This window comes from Aeromonas sp. R1-2 (assembly GCF_040908505.1).
GTDB lineage: Bacteria > Pseudomonadota > Gammaproteobacteria > Enterobacterales > Aeromonadaceae > Aeromonas > Aeromonas veronii.
Genome location: NZ_JBFODU010000026.1, coordinates 35,890 through 57,430 on the forward strand (window position 1 = coordinate 35,890; position 21,541 = coordinate 57,430).

A 21,541-nucleotide genomic window follows, 5' to 3' on the forward strand; every position below is an offset into this window, starting at 1 on the left:
GCAGGAGCGGGGTTATACCACGCCCTGGGTGCGCAGGTAATCCTCGTAGGTGCCGCCGAAGTCGCGGATACCATCTTCGCTCAGCTCCAGAATGCGGGTCGCCAGAGAGGAGACGAATTCGCGGTCGTGGGAGACGAAGATCAGGGTGCCCTTGTACATCTCGAGTGCCAGGTTCAAGGATTCGATAGATTCCATGTCCAGGTGGTTGGTCGGCTCATCCATGATCAGGATGTTGGGGCGCTGCATCATCAGCTTGCCGAACAGCATGCGGCCCTGTTCACCACCGGAGAGCACCTTAACCGGCTTCTTGATGTCGTCCTGGGAGAAGAGCAGACGGCCCAATACGGAGCGCACAGCCTGCTCGTCTTCGTTCTCCTGTTTCCACTGGGCCATCCAGTCGAACACGTTGAGGTCGGTGTCGAAATCTTCGGCGTGATCCTGAGCGTAGTAACCGATCTGGGCGTTTTCGGACCACTTGATGGTACCGGTATCTGGTGCCAGATCGCCGACAAGGGTCTTGATCAGGGTCGATTTACCGATACCGTTGGTACCCAGAATGGCGACCTTCTCACCCACTTCCAGCATCATGTTGAGGCCCTTGAACAGGGGCGCCTCGCCATAACCTTTGGACAGGCCTTCGATCTCCAGAATGTTGCGGTAGAGCTTCTTCTCCTGCTCGAAGCGGATGAAGGGGTTCTGACGGCTGGAGACCTTCACTTCCTCAATCTTGATCTTGTCGATCTGCTTGAGGCGGGAGGTCGCCTGGCTGGACTTGGAGGCGTTGGCACTGAAACGGGAGACGAAGGATTGCAGATCGGCGATCTGGGCCTTCTTCTTGGCGTTGTCGGCCAGCAGACGCTCGCGCGCCTGAGTGGCGGCCAGCATGTAGTCATCGTAGTTGCCCGGATAAACGCGCAGCTCGCCGTAGTCCAGATCCGCCATATGGGTACAGACGGAGTTCAGGAAGTGACGGTCGTGAGAGATGATAATCATGGTGCTTTCACGTTCGTTGAGCACCTGCTCCAGCCAGCGAATGGTGTTGATATCCAGGTTGTTGGTCGGTTCGTCCAGCAGCAGGATATCGGGGTTGGAGAACAGCGCCTGTGCCAGCAGCACCCGCAGTTTCCAGCCTGGCGCCACTTCACTCATCGGGCCGTTGTGCTGCTCGATGGGAATACCGGCACCCAGCAGCAGTTCTCCTGCGCGAGATTCGGCGGTATAGCCGTCATACTCGGCGACCAGACCTTCCAGCTCGGCGGCCTTCATGTAGTCGTCGTCGGTCGCTTCGAGGTTGGCGTAGATGGCATCGCGCTCGGCGATGGCCGCCCACAGCTCGGTGTGACCCATCATGACCACGTCCAGTACGCGCATATCTTCGTAGGCGAACTGATCCTGACGCAGCTTACCGATGCGCTCGTTGACGTCCAGGCTCACATTACCGCCAGTGGGCTCCAGATCACCACCGAGGATCTTCATAAAGGTGGACTTGCCACAGCCGTTGGCGCCGATAAGGCCATAGCGGTTGCCGCCGCCAAACTTGACGTTGATGTTCTCAAACAGCGGCTTGGCGCCGAACTGCATGGTGATGTTGTTGCTACTTAACAAGGTATGTGTCCCGATTGGTCTGTCAAATGGCGCGCATTATGGCACAGATCCCCCGAAAGTTTTAGCGAGAAGTGTGATCTTGATCGGGGCAAGCGGGGCGTGCAGCCGATTGATGGGCAATAAAAAAAGCCGGCGCGAAGCCGGCTTGGAAGGATGAACTTGAGCTGTTAGTGGGAGGTGGCGCCAGAGGCACCCAGCCCGGTCTGGGAGCGAACGAACTGCGGCAGGAACTTGGCATGCTCGTCGGCGGCGTTCTGGGAACTGTCGGTGATGGAGAAGAACCAGATCCCGACGAAGGCCAAACCCATGGAGAAGAGGGCAGGGTATTCGTAGGGGAAGATAGCCTGGGCATGGCCCAGCACTTTCACCCACACGGTCGGGCCCAGGATCATCAGGGTCACTGCGCTCACCAGTCCCAGCCAGCCACCGTAGACGGCGCCACGGGTTGTCAGGCGTGACCAGAACATGGAGAGGAACAGTACCGGGAAGTTGCAGCTGGCGGCGATGGAGAAGGCCAGACCCACCATGAAGGCGATGTTCTGCTTCTCGAACAGGATCCCCAGACCAATGGCAACCACGCCCAGCACCAGAGTCGTCATCTTGGAGACACGCAGTTCATCCGTCTCGTTGGCCTTGCCCTTCTTCAGCACACTGGCATAGAGGTCATGGGAGACCGCAGAGGCTCCCGCCAGGGTCAATCCGGCAACTACCGCCAGAATGGTGGCAAATGCCACGGCGGAGATGAAGCCGAGGAACAGGCTGCCACCGACCGCATTGGCCAGATGGACTGCCGCCATGTTGGTGCCGCCCAGCAGGGCGCCGGTGGCGTCCTTGAAGGCCGGGTTGGTGCTCACCAGCAAGATGGCGCCAAAGCCGATGATAAAGGTGAGGATGTAGAAGTAGCCGATAAAGCCGGTGGCGTAGAACACCGATTTACGCGCCTCTTTGGCATCGCTCACGGTGAAGAAACGCATCAGGATATGGGGCAGACCGGCGGTACCGAACATCAATGCCAGCCCGAGCGAGATAGCGGAGATGGGGTCAGCAACCAGGCCACCCGGGCTCATGATGGCGATCCCTTTCTCGTGCACCTTGACCGCTTCGCTAAACAGGGCACCGATATCGAAGTTGACCGATTTCATGACCATGATGGCCATGAAGCTGGCACCGGAGAGCAGCATCACTGCCTTGATAATCTGCACCCAGGTAGTGGCCAGCATGCCGCCAAACAGCACGTAGAGCACCATCAGGATACCGACCAGCACCACGGCCACATGGTATTGCAGGCCAAACAGCAGCTCGATCAGTTTGCCGGCACCGACCATCTGGGCAATCAGGTAGAGGGCGACCACCACCAGCGAACCGCAGGCGGAGAGGGTGCGCACTTCAGTCTGTTTGAGACGATAGGAGGCGACATCGGCAAAGGTATATTTGCCAAGGTTGCGCAGCCGCTCGGCGATCAGGAACAGAATGATGGGCCAGCCCACCAGAAAGCCGATGGAGTAGATGAGGCCGTCATAACCGGAGGTGTAGACCAGCGCGGAGATCCCGAGGAAGGAGGCGGCGGACATATAGTCACCGGCGATGGCCAGACCGTTCTGGAAACCGGTGATACGGCCACCGGCGGCATAGTAGTCAGAAGCCGAGCGGTTGCGCTTGGAGGCCCAGTAGGTGATGAACAGGGTAGCGGCCACAAAGACCACGAACATCACGATGGCCGACACATTGAGGGGTTGGCGTTGTACCTCGCCGGTCAGCGCATCCGCTGCCAGCAGGGGGGAGGAGGCCAGTGAGGCCAACAGCAGCCACTTGCCTTTCATGCTTTTTGCGCTCATGACTGAACTCCCTTGAGGATTTTCTGATTCAGCTCGTCAAACTCGCCGTTGGCCCGAAACACATAGATGCCGGTCAACACGAAGGAGGAGAGGATCAGTCCCACCCCGACCGGAATGCCACGGGTGACTGTGGTGCTGTCGCTGAGCGGGGTGCCAAGCCAACCGGGGGCAAAGGCGATGAGCAAAATAAACGCCAGGTAGAGTCCAAGCATTAGAGCCGAGAGGGCCCAGGCAAAACGCTGGCGTTTGGCGACCAGCTCCTGGAAGTTGGGATCTTGCTGGATCCTCAGATAGCTTTGCTGTTCCATTGCAGTTCTCCATGACATGAGTGTCAGCGGTGTATGGGGTAACCCCGACGAGCAGGCAATCTGCTCATGTAAGCAGAATGTGAATTAAATGTTATTTGTCGACAATTAGACTTTGGGATAAGCCAGTGGCGAGCCGCAGGTCAGGCGCAGATAGATGAGCGCAGCCGTGGTGGCATCGGCAAGGGCGTCGTGGGCGGGCAGGGAGGGGAGGGCCAAGTGACGGCAGATGGCATTCAAGTGGAGGTCGATGGCCGCATCGGGATAGCGGCGATAAAGGTGGTCGTGATAGAGCTGGCTGACCTCGATCCCTCGCTGGGGCAGGGTCAATCCCCACAATTTCTGGCAGGCGAGATTGAGAATGCGCAGATCGTAGGCGATGTGATAGCCCACCAGTTCACGGGGGCCGATAAAGTCGAGCAGCAGGCGCAGCGCGGCTTCCAGCGTCATCCCCTGTTGCAGATCCTGATGGCGCAGACCGTGGATCACCACAGATTGGCTGGTCAGGCTGGCCGGTGGCTGTACCTTGATGGCGAGGGCCTCGCCGGTCAGCAGCCGGTTGCCCTGAATGCGCACCGCCCCGATGGAGACGATCTCGGCCTGCTCGGGATCGAGACTGGTGGTCTCGAAATCGAGGGCGATCCGTTCATCTTCCGGTGGGGTGGCAAAGAGCGGCGCAAACTCGCCCGTTCGGAACGCACGGCCATACCAGTAGCATCGAACGCGGCTCAACATGGCTATTGTCTCAGACGAAAGTGCAAGGTGAGCCACTGCTGGAATTTCTTCACCTGATGCAGCGCCTGACGCAACAGATCCCGCTCGCTGTGGCTAAGCTCGCTTGTCTGCACCCGACTATTGCCCCCCTTGAGCTGGCTGCGCAGCCTCAGCCGGATAAAGAGCCGGAACGCCTCTGCCAGATTGCTGCCATAGTCGGCACTGAGCCGATCGGCGGCCACCAGTGCGTCGATACGCCCCAGGGTTGAAGTCTCCAGAATGCCTGCCTCAAGGGCCAACATCCGGATACCGTGCACCAGCGGGAACAGGCCGCCCCGCTTCAGATCCAGCCCTTCCGGTGGCTGTTCCAGCCGGCCAAACAGGGTGAGGGGGGCATGGAAGGCCACCGCCGGTCGCACCATCTCAGCCAGCAGATCCCGCCTGTCCGCCAACTGCTCGCGCAGCGCTCTGGCAACCGGCAGATGGAGCTGTCGATCCCCCGCGATGGGGTGAGCATCGGCCAGGGTGGCGAGCCAGAGCAGCTCATCCTCTTTTGCCGTGGTGCAGGCGCTGGCAATGGCGCTTTGCCACTCGCTGCCTGTTTTTACCCAGGCCGGATTGTTCACCATCACCTGCCCGGGGCACAGCGGGTAGCCGAGTCGTTCCAGCAGGGCGCTGAATTCGGCCAGATCGGCTGCCTGGGTGGGCCATGTCAGCCCCTCTGGCAGGATCAGGGCGTTGTCCTGATCGGTTTTGAGGATCTGCTCGCCGCGCCCCTCCGAGCCCAACATCAACAGGCAGACGTTATTCTGCATCTCGGGGGGGATAACCAGCGCAAAGGCTTTGGCGATCAGCTGTTCGTTGATGGTGGCGATGAGCTTCATCAAAAAGGCGGTGTGGATCCCCTGTGCAAACAGGGAGCGGGTCAATTGCTGCTGCTCGCGGGCGACCGCCTCCAGTGCCGGCAGGCTGTCGGCGCGGGCGATACGCAATGTCAGCACGTGGGAGTGGGTAGAGAAGAGCCCCAGCACCTGGGTCAGTTGCAGGATCCCCGCCACCTCGTTGCCACGCCATACCACCAGTCGCTTGATGCGATGGCGGGTCATCAGCAGCAGGGCATCAAACAGATAGCTCTCCAGCGGCAGACCAATCAGCGGCGTGGGAGTCAGCACCGAGAGGGGGGCCGTCAGCGGCAATCCCTTGAGGGTCAGGGCGTGGAGCAAGGTCTTGCGGGTTGCCAGCGTGAGGGAGCCGTCGTGGGCCGGGTAGAGCAGGCAATCGGTCCCCTTGCTCACCATGGCTTCGGTGGCCGCCAACAGTGACAGCTTGCTGTCGACGATAAGCGGTGCTTGCAGGTGGCCGGGTTCGATGCGGGTCAGTATAAATTCCGCCAGATTCTTCTGACCCAGTTGTTCGCGTTGCTCCTGCTGGCGCTGGCGCTCGGCCAGATTGGCGGTGAAGTAGCTGGCAAACTGCGGATCCTGCTCACAGAGCGCCAGAAAAGTGTGGCGAGGGATGAGCTGACAGAGGCTATCTTCCAGCGCGGTGAAGCGGTGGCGGCAGCGGCCATCAAACTGGGCGCGCACATCGAACAGATCATCGACCCCGTAATCACCAAACTGGTGGTGAGGGGCAGACTCTTCCACCGCCCCCTTGATGATGAGATAGAGGCCGGGAGGCTCGTCCCCCTCCTTGAGCAGCAGATCCCCGGCCCGAAAATAGCAGAGCGAGAGGTGACGGGAGAGCCGCTCGCGCGCCTCCTCGCCCAGTCGGTCGAACGGTGGTCTGGCAAAATTGAACAGGGTTGACATGACAGCGTCCTCTGCTGGCTTGCGGCACTCATGCAGCTCCCAGTGTGACAAAGGGAGAGGGAGGCGACCAGCCGACTTTAGTCTCAGCTGTACCGCCTGTTCACACTCTGATAACGTGGTGGTATGACCAGTGAGTCAGTTTCAGGGATCAAGGAGAGGACAAGGGAGATGGAAAAACCAAGGATCAAGTGCGAGATCCACGACGGGATTGCCGAAGTGATGCTGACGCGGGGTGACAAACTCAATGCGCTGGACCGCGCCATGTTCAGCGCCATCGATGAGACATTGACGCTACTCGCTCAGCACAAGGGGCTGCGGGCGGTGATCCTGCATGGCGAGGGGCGAGCCTTCTGCGCCGGGCTGGATGTGAAATCCATGCTGAGACAGCCGGTGGCGGCGCTCGATATTCTCAAGCGTGAAGCGGACGAGGCGACCAATCTGGCCCAGCGGGTTGCCTATGGTTGGCACCAGCTACCGGTGCCGGTGATTGCGGTGACACAGGGAGTCTGTTTTGGCGGTGGTCTGCAGATTGCGCTCGGCGCCGATTTTCGCTTCAGCACCCCCGATTGCCGCTTTTCGGTGATGGAGATCAAGTGGGGCATCATCCCCGATATGAGCGGCAGTGTCACCATGCGCAACCTGATGGGGCTGGATACCGCCATGGAGCTGGCCATGAGCGGGCGCGAGCTGGATGCCGTCGAGGCCAAATCCCTCGGGATGGTGAGCCGGGTCTGCGCCGATCCGCTGGTTGAGGCGCGGGAGTTTGCCCGCACCCTGATCACCAAGTCGCCGGATGCATTGGCGGGGATCAAGCAGCTCTACAGCCAGGCCTGGGCCCGCAGTGACGAGGCGATGCTGAAGGAGGAGACCCGCCTGCAAAAGCAGATCTTGGGGCGACCCAATCAGTGGCGAGCCACCCTTAACAGCCTGTTTCGCTGGCGGCTGCCCTTCGGGCCGCGCCGCAATCCGCTCTGACTGCGAGCTGCACGAGCGATCTACGGTATGCCCGACTACTTGGGTGGCCTGCAGTCGGCCCTGCTCAACCAGGATGCCACCCTGTTTCGGCGCAAATACTTCCTCAACGGCGCCCACATGGGCTTCATCTTCTACGCCACCGACCCGCACATGGACGATGACACCGAGGAGGAGATGAAGGAGATGATCGCAAGCAGCAAGGGGTGGGAAACTTTCGCTCCATGTTCGTCAACATCCTGGCCGGCATCATTCCGACCAATGGCGGGGGAGGGCTCGGGGATCCCGAGAAGTACGATGCAACCTATGCCCGCAACGAAGTGTTGCCGCTGTGCGAGCTTATCCAGGATGCCATCAACAGTGCGGGACTCCCGTCTCCCTACGGGTCGATTTTCAGGAGAATATCGGTTCAACTGTATAAAAAAACAGTGTTTGCTATGGCAAGATAGGCTGTTGATTTGGATAGAAAAGGGGGCGTAATGCGGGTTTATTGCAAAGTGTGTGGCCAGCGGGGCCGCATTACCAAGACCAACCGACTGAGCGATGATGTCTCGGATCTCTACTGTCAGTGCACCGATGCAGAGTGTGGCCACAGCTGGGTGGCCACACTGTCGTTCGTTCACACCCTGAGCCCCTCGGCCAAGACCACCAACCAGCTGGTGCTGAGCTTGATTGGGTCACTCACGCCAGATGGGCGGCAGTTAGTATTGAAAGGATTGGGGGCGCAATAGCCCCCAGCCTCATGGCTATTTTTTATTCTTACCACAGGTCTCGCTAACATTTGCAGATACTAGAGTCGGAGTCCCCCGAAGCTCCATTTCATCAGCTTTTTTGTTATGTGTGTCACATAATGGAATGATGTACCAAGATGAGTCTGTATCGCTATCCTTTCTCACATGAGCCCCGACAGTGGCCTTGGACTTGCAATCCTTCTCAACACAATTCCCTGGCTCTACACCACTGTATTTTTCCCAGTGTGCCAACCAACTATCGCATTTACATGTGTTATCAGATGTTCCCTTAATATTTTTTACCTTCATTGTTACTCCTTGTTAACTATGACTTATTAGGTGTTTCCTTCGTTTGCGAAGACCCATAATTGTTTGTTATGTTAATAGCTTCAACTAGTTTGGTTATGTTTACCGTAAAGTTTGATCTTCCGCACATTGGATACATGTCAGCAAAGTTGGCAGAGCCAAGCGCAGCACGGTGATCCACTTTTGGTGGCATGTTGACCTGTTTTTATACAGTCAAGCAGGAATTGCCGGTATGTTCGTTCAATCCGCCGCAGATGCACCCTTGTTGGAGCTCCTTCTGTTCAACTACTCGGCGGCCTGTGGTTTTCCGTCGCAGGCGTAGAACTACACCGAGTAGGGCATTAGCCTTAAGCTCAGTGTCTCCCCCCCTTAGCCCTCACGCTATGAGCTGACCTACGTCAAACAATTAACCAAAAATTCGCACCGTAAGTGATATTTTGCTCACTAAGTTGGTGGGTGTTTGATATCATGCCCATACGACCCCTCTCTTTGCCGAAGGTAACCGAGGTGTACTTTTACTTATATCTGGTTAAAGGCAGCATTCTGGGAGCTGAAACCCCGTGCGGTAGCTATGCTTTATAAAAAATGAGAGCCATCATCGATGATATCAGTGAAGGCCATACAGAAAGATTTACATATCCACCGCATAAGATACAAGCACGGTTTGTGCATGTTTTATAAATATGATTTTTAAGGTGTTCTTATAGCCGAGACGCAACAAAATATATCTGTTGTCAGATAGCTTTCTCAGCATAAGAATTTTTATATATCAACGTTAGGTAAGGTGCTTAATATGCTAAGTTTTTTAGCTGGAACAGCTAAAGCTGGTTTTGGATTGGCTTCGATTACGGCAGCTGTTTTTTGGGCTGTACAGCAGGGATTTATTAAGGCAAATATTTTCTCAACTATGACTCAAGACCAGACCTACAAAGCATTCATCTGGTCATCAGGTATTGCAGGTGTATTGCTATTTGTTGCCATGCTGCTATCTGCAGTCACTAAGTCAAACGGAAAATCAATTATTGCTGAGACGGGAGGTATTGCAATCGATAACTCAGGGTTTCTCAATTTTTTTAAATTGTTTAGAAATAAGTCGGATGATAAGTAATGACAACTAAGGAAGTTAGAGCTGATCGAGGGGGGTTGGCGTATGATGGGTCTGGTATAGGCAATAGTCCAACCTTCAACATAAATCATGTGGCTAGATTTAGTTCACTTCTTAATCCTCTAATGGAAAAGATAATTGAAAACTATAACCCAGAGTTAGGATTGGATCATAATTATGATTTACCTGATCCTGATGAAAAATTAAATTTTAATGATGTCAAAGTGTTCTCGGAAGAAATTGTTGACTGCATAGGTTTTTTGTCTCTAGTCGAGGAACTGGTTGATTCCATTGATGATGAAAAACCAGGTGCAAAAAACAATTTTCTTAGAGCTATAAATCAAAACTATAAAAATCATCGGCGTCAACTTCTTATTAGGAATGGCATTGCTATTAAAGATAGAGTCGCTGTGATTGAGCTTATTAGAAAAAATTCAGATCTCCTTTTGCAACAAGTCACTGATTCAATGCTAGATAATGCAAGAATCGATTTCCATGCGTTTCCAGTAGAAGATGTCCGCGACTCGGCAAGTTTGATAGTTTGCTACGGGTTCATTAATTGTCAAATATTGGAGAGGCCTAATGATAATTGATGATGTATATGAACCTCAAAAAAGCCTATATGTAATAGGGGCAAATATTCTTTTTGTTATGTTGGAATCTAATGAAAAAGCTTTTGACTCTATAAGGTTATTTGATTTATTCAATAATAGGGTTAACAAAGTATCAATCACCTACTTTTATCTTGGCCTTGATTGGTTGTATTTGCTTAACGCAATTGAACTTGATGGTTTTGGAAACATTAAATTATGCAGTTGATTAGTTTGAGGGTTTTTCTAGATAAGAATCTGATTCGTGAAATTGAATTCAAAGATGGTTTTAATATAATTACTAATAGTGAGGATGATGGTAATCAGATTGGTAAAAGTACTGCTCTAAGGGTTTTAAATTTTTGTTTAGGTTCAAATGGCAAAAATATTTGGTATGACCCTGAGTCACGCACAAAGAATGAGGCTGTTGAAAAGCTAGTTACGAGCGGTAGGATGGAGTTTTCACTATCCCTTCTTGTAAATAGAAAACCTTGTAATATAACGCGTCGAATACATAAAGTTGAGCAAAAAAACCGTTCGGTTGACAAGATATACTCAACGATTAATGATGTTGAATATAATACAAATGATAAATTTAAAGCAGCACTGGCCCCTATACTTGGTTTCAGCATTAACAACCCCACATATTCCTCAATAAAAAATCGTTTTGTTCGCCTTGATAAAAAAACAGCATCTAACATTTATAGATATTTAAACACAAACACTACTGACCAACAATACATACTATATTACTCATATTTATTTGGTTTTTCTGGTCATAATGACCTCGCAAGCGAGATTAAATTTGGTGAAGAGAAAAAGCTAAGAAACAATAGAATATCAATACTACTAAATGGAAAGAGTGAGCAAGATTATAAAGATAGGCTTAGCGCTATTGATGATGAAATCGATATTTTGAAGAGTAAGGAGGAGTTATTCGATTTCAAAGATTCTCAAAATAAAGGGATTGATGAGTTAAAAAGAACTCGAGAGGATATTGCTAGGTTAACAAGTGAAGTTTCAAAATTTAATATCAGGATTTCATATGCACAGAAAACCATCAGTGGTTATCAAGAAAAGCAATCTGATATAGATTTGGATTTGATTGGTAAGGTATATGCGGAAGCAAAGTTATTACTCCCTGACTTACATAAAACTTTAGAGGATACAGTAGAATTTCATAAGCAAATGGTGTCAAGAAAAGTAAGCTATCTTAATGATAAAGTTAGAGAGTATCTGCTGATAATCGATAGCCTAAAAAGTAAGTTGAATAGCTTGTTAGATGAAGAGAAAAAACTTTTCTCTGCACTCATCAGTGAATCTCACCTTTCTGGTTTTGTTTTAATAGAAAAAGAAATTCAGGACAAACGAGAGGAAAGAGGTCGGGTTAGTGTGGTTGTTGATGAGGTTCAACATGAGTCCGAAAAAATAGCCGCGCTTGACATAAAAATACAACAGCTTCGAGATAAAAATCGGTATCAAATATCGCAACTGAATCAAAATGTTGATATTTTTAATGCTTGTTTTAAATTGTTTAGTAGAGCTATATTTAAAGACTTTTCTTTAAGCTTCAATGTTGGAGTGAAAAGTGGCACAAATGAAATTGAATTTTCTGTCGTAAATCAAGATAAAGTTTCTGGAGATGGTGCACCTAGAGCCGCTGCACTGGCGTTTGATATGGCATTTGTCGAATTTGTGAAAAGAACCGGCGCATGCTTCCCTGAATTTACCATCCAAGATTACTTAGAAGCGTCGGACCAAGACAAACTAGCAACACTTGCAAGGTTAGCAAATGATCATGAAATTCAAGTTATAGTTTCTGTACTGAAGGATAAACTTGCGTCGCTGAGTCAAGCATTCATAAATGAGAACACGGTGTTATCCTTAAAGAAATCAGATAAATTCTTTAGGGTGGACTAATACTAATAATTGTATGTGATCCTTCCAGACCAGAAGGTATGGGTGTGGGTTTTCTTGCTATTCCTACGCTATTCCTTCCATGTCGTTCTCTGTAGTTGCTTTGTTCTTGCAGCCCCCCCAGCGCCTCAAGCCTCTCTAGCTCTCGCCACATCTCCGACTGGTAGGGCTCTGGCAGCATCTCTATCCAGCTGTGCGCCTCGGCGTGGCCTTGTGCCTGATAAATCTTGCCGCACAGCTTAACCAGCATTGACCAGTCTTGGTCGCCTTCCGGTACCGCGAACTCATCCGGCTGGTCCCGTTCGGCGGGCCGCAGTCCTTCTGGCTGCCAATCCGGCTCGCTTGGTAGCGATAGATTCGACTGCTGCTGGCCGTTCTCAAGCCAGAGGGTGAAACCATTTATCCTTACGCTGGCACCAGCCCGCAAGCGCTCGATGGAAAAGGGCGATAACCCCCATTGTTCCCTCATGATCTGGTCTGTGAAGGCATCAGGATCCGGTAGCGTACAGTTATTGTCAGAGCTCCAAGGTGCCGGGCTGTCGCCCGTCTTAACCCCAACCCCCCTCGCTGCAGCCTCGGCGGCTTTCCTGGCGTCATGGGTGTCGGCAGGCACAATTTCCCACCCTTGCAGGCGGGTCTTGATACCTAGGCGAGCGGAGGTAATGCCCATCAGGCGTTTGATGTCTTCGCCATAGCTGTTGGCCTGCGCCTCGATGAGGTGGGCCAGCTTGATGGGGTGTTCGGCACGGGTTGCCAGTGCGCCGCCCATGGCGTGCAGGTAGCTGCGGAAGATGCCGTTATCTGCGGCAAAGCGGGCGGCCTCAAAGCGTGGGTCTTGCAGCACGGGCTTGGGTGGGCCCACCAGTTCGGCATGCTTCTTGGCGTTGCTGATGCGGCGCAGCTCGCGCCATACCCCGATCGGGGCGCCGCCGATCTGCTGGAAGGTGCGAATGCCCCACCAACTGGCCCAGGCCACGGCATGCAGGGCGCCCTCATCGGCGGCGGTGCCGGCCTCTTCGTCATCGTCCGGGTAGGCGCCGTCGATGTTCTTGGCAATGTATTTGGCGATATAGCCCGCGGCATCCCCCTTGGCCGGATCTATCTCTTTCCAGTCAAAGCGGGGAGTAAAGTCGGTAAAGGGTGGGGCACCCTTGATATCCCGTACCAGCTCTTCGTGGTCATCGGTCAGGGCATAGCGTTGCAGGATGCCGATCACCCGGTTGCGATCTTCCGGGCGCATAAATAGCAGCAGATGCCAGTGCGGGGTGCCGTCGTGGTGAGCCTCGCACACGCGAAATCCATAGACGGGGGCGTTCCACCGTTTGAGGGCAGCCACTTGATATTTCATCAGACGATGACATACGCCCACTTTGCACCGGATTATCTCAATGACGCTGTCCGCTTTAACCCGTTGGAAAACCATCTTCAACCAGCGTGATTTCCCCCGGGAATGGGCAGAAAAAAGTGTCCACATTTAGCCAACTTTGGTGTCTTTTCACGTCCCAAAGTGTCCCCTTATGTGGCACTTAACTCCTTGGTTTTAATGTAAATAATTGAAATTAAAGAAATAAAAATGGCAGCCGAGGCTGCCATTTTTATTGATGTCTTATGTCGTTCTGGTTCAGGAGGTCTTGCGATCCTGATCCGGCTCGAACTGATGGCCAGATTTCTCCAGCTCCAGGTTCTCTTCGGAGCGCTTGCCCACCCAGTAATCGGCGTTCTTGATGCCGAGCTTCTCTGGGTGGAATACGGGGTCAATCCCTTGTGCCTGCTGCGCTTCATAATCCTTCAGACAGGTGAAGGCGGTCTTTTGCAGCAGCAGGATGGCGATGATGTTGAGCCATGCCATCAGGCCGACCCCGATATCCCCCATGCCCCACGCCAGATCTGCAGTCTTGACGGTGCCGTAGACAGTGGCAGCCATCAGCGCAATTTTTAGCAAGAAGGTGAGCCAGGGGCGATTTATCTTGCGGTTGATGTAGGCGATGTTGGTTTCGGCGATGTAGTAGTAGGCAACGATGGTGGTGAACGCGAAGAAGAACAGCGCGATGGCCACGAAAATGCTGCCAAAGCCCGGCATCATGCTCTCCATAGCGGTCTGCACATAGCCCGGGCCTGCTGCGATACCGGCAATACCCGTGTAGATGGCGGCGCCGTCCGGCCCTTGTACGTTATAGAGACCGGTGATCAGCAGCATAAAGCCGGTGGCGGAGCAGACGAACAGGGTGTCGATATAGACGGAGAACGCCTGCACCAAACCCTGCTTGGCCGGGTGACTCACTGCCGCCGCAGAGGAGGCGTGCGGCCCGGTACCCTGACCGGCTTCGTTGGAGTAGACCCCGCGTTTTACCCCCCACATGATGGCCAGACCCAGAATGGCACCGAAACCGGCATCCAGACCGAAGGCGCTCTTCCAGATCAGCAGGATCACACCCGGCAGCTGGCCGATATTGAGGGCGATGATGACGCAAGCCACGATGATGTAGCCCAGCGCCATAAAGGGCACCACGGTACTGGCAAAGCTGGCGATACGCTTGACGCCGCCGAAGATAATAAAGCCGAGCAGCAGCGCCAGACCGGCGGCGGTGACGTTCGGATCGATATTAAAGGCGGTCTGCAGGCTGGAACCGATGGAGTTGGCCTGCACCCCCGGCAGCAGCACGCCGCAGGCGAAGACGGTAGCAATGGCGAAGGTCCAGGCGTACCACTTCATGCCAAGCCCTTTCTCGATATAGAAGGCCGGGCCGCCGCGGTATTCGCCGTTGATCTTCTCCTTGTAGACCTGACCCAGGGTGGACTCCACGAAGGCGGAGCTGGCGCCGAGGAAGGCAACCATCCACATCCAGAACAGGGCGCCCGGGCCACCGAAGGTGATGGCGGTGGCCACACCTGCGATGTTACCGGTACCCACGCGACCGGCCAGGGTCATGGCCAGCGCCTGGAAGGAGGAGACACCGGCATCGGTGCTCTTGCCATCAAACATCAGGCGCACCATCTCTTTCATATGACGCAGTTGCAAAAAACGGGTGCGCAGGGAGAAGTAAAGACCGACCCCCAGACACAGGTAGATGAGCGCAGGGCTCCAGATTACACCATTGATGGCATTGACGATTTCATTCATGTACAACAACTCCTTTGTTGTGTTTGTGGCGCTGTCTTGGCGAGATCTTGGCCTCGCTCTCTGTCACTGTCTTCGGCCCTGTTTGTTAACAATCCAGTTAACAAATGAGCGCGGGGTTGAGGGGTTAAGCAGAGCGCAAACACGCGCTATGCATGGCTTGTAACATATCGAGTTGTATCAGTGCTTCCCAGCGAAAAATGTTGCCTTGTTGCAAATTTGTGAATTGACAAGGGTGGGGGGATAATGGCAGGCAGCGTTTTCTATGAGTAAAGATGAGATCCTCCTTGTTGATCTGCGCCGGACAATGTGACGGGCGTAACACAATGGAAAGCAAACATGAGGCCAACAATGAAAAATGATCCTGAGACGTTGACGATCCGTCCCCCTGAGGCCGACGACGGGAGCGCCATCGCCCACCTGTTCAGCCAATTGGGGTATCCTGCCGAAGGCGCTGACGTGACGGCGCGCCTGTTGGCGCCGGATCCCGATAGCGTTGTGCTGCTCGCCTCTCAGGGCGACAAGGTGGTCGGCGTACTGGTGTGGCACAAGCTGGCACCATTGCATGTTGCACCAGCTTGGGGCCTGATCTCGGCGCTGGTTGTCGATGAAGGGGCAAGAGGGGCGGGAGTGGGCGCAGCCCTGCTCAAGGGAGCCGAAGCGATGGCGCGGGCCGCAGGTTGCGCCCAGCTGGAGCTATCCAGCAGTCTCAAACGCGAGGCGGCCCACCGTTTCTATCTGGCGCAGGATTATCTGGAGCGGCCGAAACGGTTCGTCAAACTGCTGTGACCTGTTGTTTGCATCAAAAGAAGGAGTTGGCGTGCTGGGATGGTTCAAATGGCTGGGTGGTCGCCCGCAAACGCCCATGAGTGAGGATGAGTTGGCGCTGTGGCGTCAGGCGCTGGCGGCAGTGCCCATCTTGCAAGGGCTCAGCGACACCGAGCAGACGACGCTCATCGGCTTGGGGCAACAGCTGCTCAAGCGCAAGACCCTGACCCTGATCGGGGTCGAGCTCAGCCCACGCCAACAGACGGTGCTGGCGCTGCAGGCGGCGTTGCCCATCTTGCACCTCGGCCTTGACTGGTATCGCGGCTTTCACGAAATCATCATCATTCCCGAGCCCGTCACCCGGCGTCAGGAGGTGCAGGATGAGTTCGGTCTGGTGAGCGAGTTTGAAGAGGAGAACGCAGGCGAATCCTGGCCGCAAGGGCCGCTGGTGCTGGCCTGGAGCGAACTGCAGCAGGATGGCGACTGGGATGGCTTTAATCTGGTGATCCACGAGCTGGCCCACAAGCTCGACATGCTGGGGGGGGAGGCGGACGGCGCGCCGCCGTTGCCGGGGCTGATGAGCAGCCAGCAGTGGCAACAGGCCTTTCAGACCGCCTTCGATGCGCTCTGCCAGCAGCTAGATCGGGATGAGGTAACCGCCATCGATCCCTATGCCGCCGAACATCCTGCCGAATTTTTTGCCGTCAGCTGCGAGTGCTTCTTTACCGATCCGCTGCGGCTGCAGCAGGTCTATCCCGCTGTATACCGGCAACTGAGCCAGTTCTTTAGCCAGGATCCCGCGCAGCGTTTTCCCGCGACCCGCTTGCTGGCGGGGGAGGGAGGTTACGGAGTTCTGTGACATCAATGCACAACAATAATGGTAAAACAGTGGAAATGGTTAATTGTGGTCAGTGTTAAATTAAATACGAAAATCCAAAACTGACGAGCTTTATATTTAACGTAAATGTTATTTAAACACACAGCCAATACCGGTGTTAGTCCGGTATTGGCAAAGTATCAGAGAATAAAAATAGGGGGGTTATTTCATGTTCGATATGCTATGGACGATAAAATGCTATCAGTTTATCGATTGCTCTTTCAACAAATATGCTTTTGTCATAGAGATCAATGTGGTTGGCGCCACCTATTTCGAATAGTTCTTTAGGCTCACTTGCTTCTTTATACATTTGTTCACTCTCATTTTTAGAGCCTGCTAACTCACCAATTATCATGAGTAGTGGCGTTGGCGCTAAAAATTTCGCGTTATCTAGCGCTGAAAATGTCAATAGCTTCTCATAGCTCCATGGTAAAAACTTACTCTCGTACTTTCCTTTTATTCCCCGGTCTGTCATATAATATTCATAAAACTCTTGAAATAGTTTCGGCATGTCAGGCGTGCAGTTTTCTGGCGCATGCGGTAAATATGAAATCGCCTCACCATTTACAAATTGTAATCTAGCATTATTTACTGATGAGAGTAATTCATTTAAATTCTTTTGAGAGAATAAGCTGCGATAAAAACCTCGATGATCGAAGTACGCATTTACGGTTGCAACTTTTGATATTCTTCTATCGGTAACAGCTGTATGTGATAAGTATCCTCCGCCGGAGCAGATTCCTAAACCAAAAATTGATTTTTTATCAACTATATCTAATGTTGATAAGTAGGTAACTGCTGCAGAAATATCTTCTGACTTATTATATGGATTTTCATAGAATCTGGGTTCACCTTCACTGTCACCAAAAGTTGCATGATCAAATGTCAGGCAAATAAAACCATGTGCAGATAATCGCTGAGCATACTCATCAACAGTTTGCTCTTTAACACCGGCTTGAGGTGGGACAAGAAGAATCGTAGATCGTACTTCATTATCCACAATGTTGTCAGGTTGATATAGATATCCAATTAGTTTGTTTTCTTGGCTATAAAAACTGATTTTTGATTTGGTTGTTATCATAGCTTTCCCCATTTTATATTGAATTTATGTGAATTATTAAAAGTTTTCTATAGAAATTAATTTTGCATCGCTTCGTATTTTTTTTAGTACTGGGTTTATCGCTTGATGGGATGGCATACATAGCCCTACGCTTCGACCTCTAATGGGGAGATTAATATCAAAAACGTTTATGTCTGATACTTTTTCAACTAGTCCCATAGGAAGGAAGCAACTACCTAAACCCGCAAGAGCTAACAAAAAAGCCTGTTCCTTTGTTTCTGCTGTAGACACAATGTTCAATGCAATGTTCTTTGATGATATTAATCCGAGCACTTCTTGGTGAACTTCACAACTGGGGCACTCTATAAAATCTAAGTGATAAAAATCTTCGATTTTACTTGGTGCTGAAATGTTCTCTTTTGTAACAAAAACAAACTTCTCTTCCCATAACGGGATAAATAGATCAGTATCATTTTTGTCTTTTTCGAATCCAATTCTGCAATCAGATTTATCTGATGAGGTCAAAATAAAATGGCAATTAGGTGCCAAACGTTCTAAATGAGAAAGTGTTGTCGCAGTTTTATATTTACTGATGGAGTTGCAGACCCCAACACTTATTTTAGGTGTTGTTGCCTTTGACATGAATAAAGTTGAGATTGTAGCGCTGTCATTCACAAGACGCTTTGCGTGAGGATATAACTCGTGGGCACTGTTAAGTGGTTGAACTCCCTTTTTATCTCGTAAAAAAAGATCGTTGCCAAGTAGTTCCTCAAGTTGTTTCAATGCGGCAGATATGGATGGCTGCGTAATGTGACATTTTTCCGCAGCAAGAGTTAAGTTTTTTTCTTCATAGATAGCTATAAACAAACGTAACAGTCTAATATCAACCATATTTCCCTCCACTTTATTAACGATAGAGTACATAGCATGGTGTCATTAATAAAATACCGTTTGCCAATGATACCCATAGCCTTAGGCTATAGAAAAAAGAACCTCCCAAACAATTCATCTGAGAGGTTCTAAAAACAACGACTTAGTTAGGGCAATGGTACTATATGTAGTTAAAAAATGGTCTTTTTATAAAATTCATCCAGTTTTATAACAGCCTGATTAACATACTTATCTTGGTCATACAGGTCAAAGTGACCAGCACCTTTGATGGTAAAAAGTGTGGCATCAATTTTTTTCTGTTTTGCACGTTCCACAGCAATTTTACTAAATGGAGCAGACAATGCCTCTGACCCAATGATCGCCATAAATGGCTTTCCTTCAAGTAATTCAATGTGTTCAGTTGGGTTAAATGCATATCTTGAATCTAATGAGATAGCTGCTCTCTTGGGGGTGTATGTTGCTACGGCACCACCGCGCTTGCTATTTCGGTAGTAATCTGCAGCTTGATCCCAGAATTCACCAAGACCAGAACCTGCAGCAGGGATCCCATCTACATAGAGTACCTCACCGGTTTCAAAGTATTTTTGACGAGCATCACTAGCCCATTTAATTTGCTGTTGATATTGCTTAACAGGGGAGCCGTTGAGCATGTTTGCATATTGAGTTGCACCACCCATGCCATAATCAGTGAAGTCAATAAAAGCGCTAACAACAGCTAGCGATTTTACTCGTGAATCTTGATAGGCAGTTTGAAGACCGTAACCAGCACCAGAACATAATCCTAGTTCAGCAACTCGCTCATCATCAACACCTGGAATAGAACGGATGAAGCTAATTGCATTTTTAATATCTTCCACTTTCATCGGAGCATTTTCCATGCCTCGAGGCATACCACCACTTTCACCATATGTTCTGTGGTCAAATGCTAAAGTGACATAACCCTTCTCAGCCATTTTTTTTGCGTAAATTCCGGCGGTTTGCTCTTTTACGCCACTGGCTGGAGTTATCACCACGATAGCAGGGTACTTTTTAGCCGGATTAAAATCCTTAGGCAAGAATAAATTTCCTGAAATTCTTGTGTTTTCACTTAGGAAATTTACTTTATTAATACCGGGTTGGAGTTCATAGTTGATATCTGCAAATGAATTGAATGATGCAATTGCGGAAAGGCCAAACATGAATGCTGAAATTGTTTTTAGTTTCATTTTTCTTTTCTCTTGGTTAATGAAAACATACTGTTTAACTGAATAAAACATCACCGCTGACATTATCAAGGCATGGGTGTATATCAAATCTTACAACACCTACCTGCATGCGCCCCAAGCATTGTTCTTTAACTTTTGCAACACCGACATGTCCAAATCCTGCACATAGCTCTATAGCTCTGATACCTTCTGAATATAAATCATCAAGCTGTAAGCATGCTTCTTGATAGCTAGATACTGCTATTGTTTTAACATGAACGCTATCTGTTTTAACCCATTGAAAATCAAGTTCTGGATTGACATTAGGAGCTAGGAAAATGAAAGCTGCTTTGAAACAAGACATGTAAACTCCGTATAGTGATATGTTATGTTTAAATTCATCGTATTTCTGGCCTAACATTCCCTCCTTTCTTTATCATTGCCCTTTAAATGTGGCATTGATAAACACGAATCTGCAACAGTCAGTGTCTATGACCATTATTTGATTAGACTATTTGCCATGCCTTAAATTTTAGATAAGGATGATGATTGTTTTATTAAGTTAATAAATCCGAATTGGAGAGTAGAATGACTGAGGAGAACAGAATGACTGATCTGAAAGTGGCCGCTCAGCGCGCCCTGAACCTGATGGACCTGACCACCCTGAACGACGACGATACCGATCAGAAGGGCGTTGTTTCCCAAATCAACCATCAAGCAGCAACTGCCCCAGCCCCTGGTGACCGCTACACTCGGGGCTTTCTGACAGGTAGACCAAGGGTATTCAGCTTGTTTATGGCGCTAACATACGCCATGACTTCTCCCACTTGGCCGTTGTAGTTACGCAGACTGATTTTCCCCGCCAGCAATTGCTTGAGCCGATACATCGCCGTCTCTGCCAGCGAGCGACGGTGATACCCCGATATCTTCTTCCAGTGCGCCAGCCCTTTCTTGCGCATCACCAGCACGGCCTCATTTCTTGGATGCCCCTTTTTCCATAACCCCGCGCTCTTACGAGGCGGGATACAGGCTGTCGCCCCTTTGCGCGAGATAAGCTGATGGCTGGCTTTGCTGTCATAGGCACCATCCGCATAAACATGTCCCAGCTTACGCCGCAGAGGGTTGAGCAAGGTGGGCAACACCTCGGCATCATGGACATTTTCCAGTGAGACTTCCGCCGCCACGATATCGTGGGTCACCGGGTCTACCGCCAGATGCAACTTGCGCCACACTCGCCGCTTCTCCGAACCGTGTTTTCTGACCTTCCACTCGCCTTCCCCAAACACCTTCAGCCCGGTTGAGTCGATAACCAAGTCGGTAATACGTTCCTTTGGGGGCTGTCGATAAGCCACAGTCACCGAGCGTGCTCGCTTGCTGACGCAGCTATAGTCCGGTGCGCACAACGGTACATTCATCAACTCGAACAGGGAGTCTAGTAGTCCCTGAGTGGCCCGTAGAGTGAGGTTGAAAATCCCCTTGAGCATCAGGAAGGTACAGATGGTCTGGTCGGTGTAAAGCTGGCTGCGACCTCGGCGCCCATGATGGTCGTGGTGAAACCAGCTGTTCATGGCTTCGGCATCAACCCAGAAGGTGAGTGAACCACGGTTAATCAAAGACTTGTTGTATGTAGGCCAGTTGGTGATGGGGTGAAGCGACGTGCCCATGATGCAAACTTGAAGAGGATGGTGGTGATCAGATCTCCGAGTCCTCAGTAAGTTCCCTTCAAACTGCATCGATTTAGGCAACAACGCC

19 protein-coding genes and 2 pseudogenes are annotated in these 21,541 nt (G+C 51.2%); 9 read left to right on the top strand and 12 right to left on the bottom strand.

The annotated features are described in order from the left end of the window. Positions 1–12: 12 nt before the first annotated feature. From AB5Y76_RS10240 to AB5Y76_RS10260, 5 genes are all read right to left on the bottom strand, one after another. On the bottom strand, positions 13–1,605 hold the full coding sequence (locus AB5Y76_RS10240) for an ABC-F family ATPase (RefSeq protein ID WP_005351341.1): 1,593 nt from the start codon (positions 1,603–1,605) through the stop codon (positions 13–15). Between the two features lie 167 nt (positions 1,606–1,772). Continuing rightward, positions 1,773–3,425, bottom strand: coding sequence for a cation acetate symporter (locus AB5Y76_RS10245; RefSeq protein ID WP_026035062.1), 1,653 nt, complete (start codon positions 3,423–3,425; stop codon positions 1,773–1,775). 11 nt (positions 3,426–3,436) lie between these two features. Continuing rightward, complete coding sequence (locus tag AB5Y76_RS10250) at positions 3,437–3,748, bottom strand: DUF485 domain-containing protein (protein WP_005336970.1); 312 nt, start codon at positions 3,746–3,748, stop codon at positions 3,437–3,439. A gap of 105 nt (positions 3,749–3,853) precedes the next feature. Beyond that, positions 3,854–4,480 (bottom strand): 3'-5' exonuclease, encoded by a 627-nt coding sequence (locus tag AB5Y76_RS10255; protein WP_263717287.1) that lies wholly within the window; start codon positions 4,478–4,480, stop codon positions 3,854–3,856. A gap of 2 nt (positions 4,481–4,482) precedes the next feature. Then, positions 4,483–6,270: a putative nucleotidyltransferase substrate binding domain-containing protein gene (locus tag AB5Y76_RS10260; RefSeq protein ID WP_263717286.1), complete on the bottom strand. Its 1,788-nt coding sequence runs from the start codon at positions 6,268–6,270 to the stop codon at positions 4,483–4,485. A gap of 168 nt (positions 6,271–6,438) precedes the next feature. Between AB5Y76_RS10260 and AB5Y76_RS10265 the strand changes: the two genes are divergently transcribed. The 7 genes and pseudogenes from AB5Y76_RS10265 (at position 6,439) to AB5Y76_RS10295 (ending at position 11,894) form a co-directional block, all read left to right on the top strand. Further along, entirely contained in the window at positions 6,439–7,245 is an 807-nt protein-coding gene (locus AB5Y76_RS10265; protein ID WP_263717285.1) for a crotonase/enoyl-CoA hydratase family protein, read from the top strand. Between the two features lie 18 nt (positions 7,246–7,263). Continuing rightward, positions 7,264–7,663, top strand: a pseudogene (locus AB5Y76_RS10270) (phage portal protein); the annotation flags it as partial. A 58-nt stretch (positions 7,664–7,721) separates the two neighbouring features. Beyond that, positions 7,722–7,973: an ogr/Delta-like zinc finger family protein gene (locus AB5Y76_RS10275; RefSeq protein WP_368177720.1), complete on the top strand. Its 252-nt coding sequence runs from the start codon at positions 7,722–7,724 to the stop codon at positions 7,971–7,973. Between the two features lie 1,099 nt (positions 7,974–9,072). Then, complete coding sequence (locus AB5Y76_RS10280) at positions 9,073–9,387, top strand: hypothetical protein (protein WP_263717284.1); 315 nt, start codon at positions 9,073–9,075, stop codon at positions 9,385–9,387. Beyond that, positions 9,387–9,977: a hypothetical protein gene (locus tag AB5Y76_RS10285; RefSeq protein ID WP_263717283.1), complete on the top strand. Its 591-nt coding sequence runs from the start codon at positions 9,387–9,389 to the stop codon at positions 9,975–9,977. The genes AB5Y76_RS10280 and AB5Y76_RS10285 overlap by 1 nt, the downstream gene beginning before the upstream one ends. Continuing rightward, positions 9,967–10,203, top strand: coding sequence for an ABC-three component system middle component 6 (locus tag AB5Y76_RS10290; protein ID WP_263717282.1), 237 nt, complete (start codon positions 9,967–9,969; stop codon positions 10,201–10,203). The genes AB5Y76_RS10285 and AB5Y76_RS10290 overlap by 11 nt, the downstream gene beginning before the upstream one ends. After that, complete coding sequence (locus AB5Y76_RS10295; RefSeq protein ID WP_263717281.1) at positions 10,194–11,894, top strand: DUF2326 domain-containing protein; 1,701 nt, start codon at positions 10,194–10,196, stop codon at positions 11,892–11,894. The genes AB5Y76_RS10290 and AB5Y76_RS10295 overlap by 10 nt, the downstream gene beginning before the upstream one ends. 85 nt (positions 11,895–11,979) lie before the next feature. Here the strand turns inward: AB5Y76_RS10295 and AB5Y76_RS10300 are convergent. Next, positions 11,980–13,224: pseudogene (locus AB5Y76_RS10300) on the bottom strand (replication endonuclease); the annotation flags it as partial. 288 nt (positions 13,225–13,512) lie between these two features. After that, on the bottom strand, positions 13,513–15,012 hold the full coding sequence (locus AB5Y76_RS10305) for a sodium:alanine symporter family protein (protein ID WP_019445254.1): 1,500 nt from the start codon (positions 15,010–15,012) through the stop codon (positions 13,513–13,515). 348 nt (positions 15,013–15,360) lie between these two features. Here AB5Y76_RS10305 and AB5Y76_RS10310 point away from each other — a divergent pair, with 348 nt between their 5' ends. After that, a complete protein-coding gene (locus AB5Y76_RS10310; RefSeq protein ID WP_263717280.1) occupies positions 15,361–15,798 on the top strand; it encodes a GNAT family N-acetyltransferase in 438 nt (145 codons plus the stop codon). Between the two features lie 76 nt (positions 15,799–15,874). Further along, a complete protein-coding gene (locus tag AB5Y76_RS10315) occupies positions 15,875–16,636 on the top strand; it encodes a zinc-dependent peptidase (RefSeq protein ID WP_263717386.1) in 762 nt (253 codons plus the stop codon). 199 nt (positions 16,637–16,835) lie between these two features. Here the strand turns inward: AB5Y76_RS10315 and AB5Y76_RS10320 are convergent, their stop codons facing one another. The 5 genes from AB5Y76_RS10320 to AB5Y76_RS10340 form a co-directional block, all read right to left on the bottom strand. Beyond that, complete coding sequence (locus tag AB5Y76_RS10320; RefSeq protein ID WP_263717279.1) at positions 16,836–17,735, bottom strand: alpha/beta hydrolase; 900 nt, start codon at positions 17,733–17,735, stop codon at positions 16,836–16,838. 36 nt (positions 17,736–17,771) lie between these two features. Beyond that, complete coding sequence (locus tag AB5Y76_RS10325; protein WP_171902764.1) at positions 17,772–18,605, bottom strand: LysR family transcriptional regulator; 834 nt, start codon at positions 18,603–18,605, stop codon at positions 17,772–17,774. A 170-nt stretch (positions 18,606–18,775) separates the two neighbouring features. Beyond that, positions 18,776–19,861, bottom strand: coding sequence for an alpha/beta hydrolase (locus tag AB5Y76_RS10330; protein WP_368177721.1), 1,086 nt, complete (start codon positions 19,859–19,861; stop codon positions 18,776–18,778). Next, positions 19,845–20,210: a DUF6506 family protein gene (locus AB5Y76_RS10335; RefSeq protein WP_263717277.1), complete on the bottom strand. Its 366-nt coding sequence runs from the start codon at positions 20,208–20,210 to the stop codon at positions 19,845–19,847. The genes AB5Y76_RS10330 and AB5Y76_RS10335 overlap by 17 nt, the downstream gene beginning before the upstream one ends. 325 nt (positions 20,211–20,535) lie before the next feature. Then, positions 20,536–21,453 (bottom strand): IS5 family transposase, encoded by a 918-nt coding sequence (locus tag AB5Y76_RS10340; protein WP_100645812.1) that lies wholly within the window; start codon positions 21,451–21,453, stop codon positions 20,536–20,538. Positions 21,454–21,541 lie beyond the last annotated feature (88 nt).

Bases quoted from the DNA above. Each gene is read 5' to 3' on its own strand.
- AB5Y76_RS10245 (WP_026035062.1), bottom strand. From the start codon at position 3,425: ATGAAAGGCAAGTGGCTGCTGTTGGCCTCACTGGCCTCCTCCCCCCTG.
- AB5Y76_RS10250 (WP_005336970.1), bottom strand. From the start codon at position 3,748: ATGGAACAGCAAAGCTATCTGAGGATCCAGCAAGATCCCAACTTCCAG.
- AB5Y76_RS10255 (WP_263717287.1), bottom strand. From the start codon at position 4,480: ATGTTGAGCCGCGTTCGATGCTACTGGTATGGCCGTGCGTTCCGAACG.
- AB5Y76_RS10260 (WP_263717286.1), bottom strand. From the start codon at position 6,270: ATGTCAACCCTGTTCAATTTTGCCAGACCACCGTTCGACCGACTGGGC.
- AB5Y76_RS10265 (WP_263717285.1), top strand. From the start codon at position 6,439: ATGGAAAAACCAAGGATCAAGTGCGAGATCCACGACGGGATTGCCGAA.
- AB5Y76_RS10275 (WP_368177720.1), top strand. From the start codon at position 7,722: ATGCGGGTTTATTGCAAAGTGTGTGGCCAGCGGGGCCGCATTACCAAG.
- AB5Y76_RS10280 (WP_263717284.1), top strand. From the start codon at position 9,073: ATGCTAAGTTTTTTAGCTGGAACAGCTAAAGCTGGTTTTGGATTGGCT.
- AB5Y76_RS10285 (WP_263717283.1), top strand. From the start codon at position 9,387: ATGACAACTAAGGAAGTTAGAGCTGATCGAGGGGGGTTGGCGTATGAT.
- AB5Y76_RS10290 (WP_263717282.1), top strand. From the start codon at position 9,967: ATGATAATTGATGATGTATATGAACCTCAAAAAAGCCTATATGTAATA.
- AB5Y76_RS10295 (WP_263717281.1), top strand. From the start codon at position 10,194: ATGCAGTTGATTAGTTTGAGGGTTTTTCTAGATAAGAATCTGATTCGT.
- AB5Y76_RS10305 (WP_019445254.1), bottom strand. From the start codon at position 15,012: ATGAATGAAATCGTCAATGCCATCAATGGTGTAATCTGGAGCCCTGCG.
- AB5Y76_RS10310 (WP_263717280.1), top strand. From the start codon at position 15,361: ATGAAAAATGATCCTGAGACGTTGACGATCCGTCCCCCTGAGGCCGAC.
- AB5Y76_RS10315 (WP_263717386.1), top strand. From the start codon at position 15,875: ATGAGTGAGGATGAGTTGGCGCTGTGGCGTCAGGCGCTGGCGGCAGTG.
- AB5Y76_RS10320 (WP_263717279.1), bottom strand. From the start codon at position 17,735: ATGATAACAACCAAATCAAAAATCAGTTTTTATAGCCAAGAAAACAAA.
- AB5Y76_RS10325 (WP_171902764.1), bottom strand. From the start codon at position 18,605: ATGGTTGATATTAGACTGTTACGTTTGTTTATAGCTATCTATGAAGAA.
- AB5Y76_RS10330 (WP_368177721.1), bottom strand. From the start codon at position 19,861: ATGTTTTATTCAGTTAAACAGTATGTTTTCATTAACCAAGAGAAAAGA.
- AB5Y76_RS10335 (WP_263717277.1), bottom strand. From the start codon at position 20,210: ATGTTAGGCCAGAAATACGATGAATTTAAACATAACATATCACTATAC.
- AB5Y76_RS10340 (WP_100645812.1), bottom strand. From the start codon at position 21,453: ATGGGCACGTCGCTTCACCCCATCACCAACTGGCCTACATACAACAAG.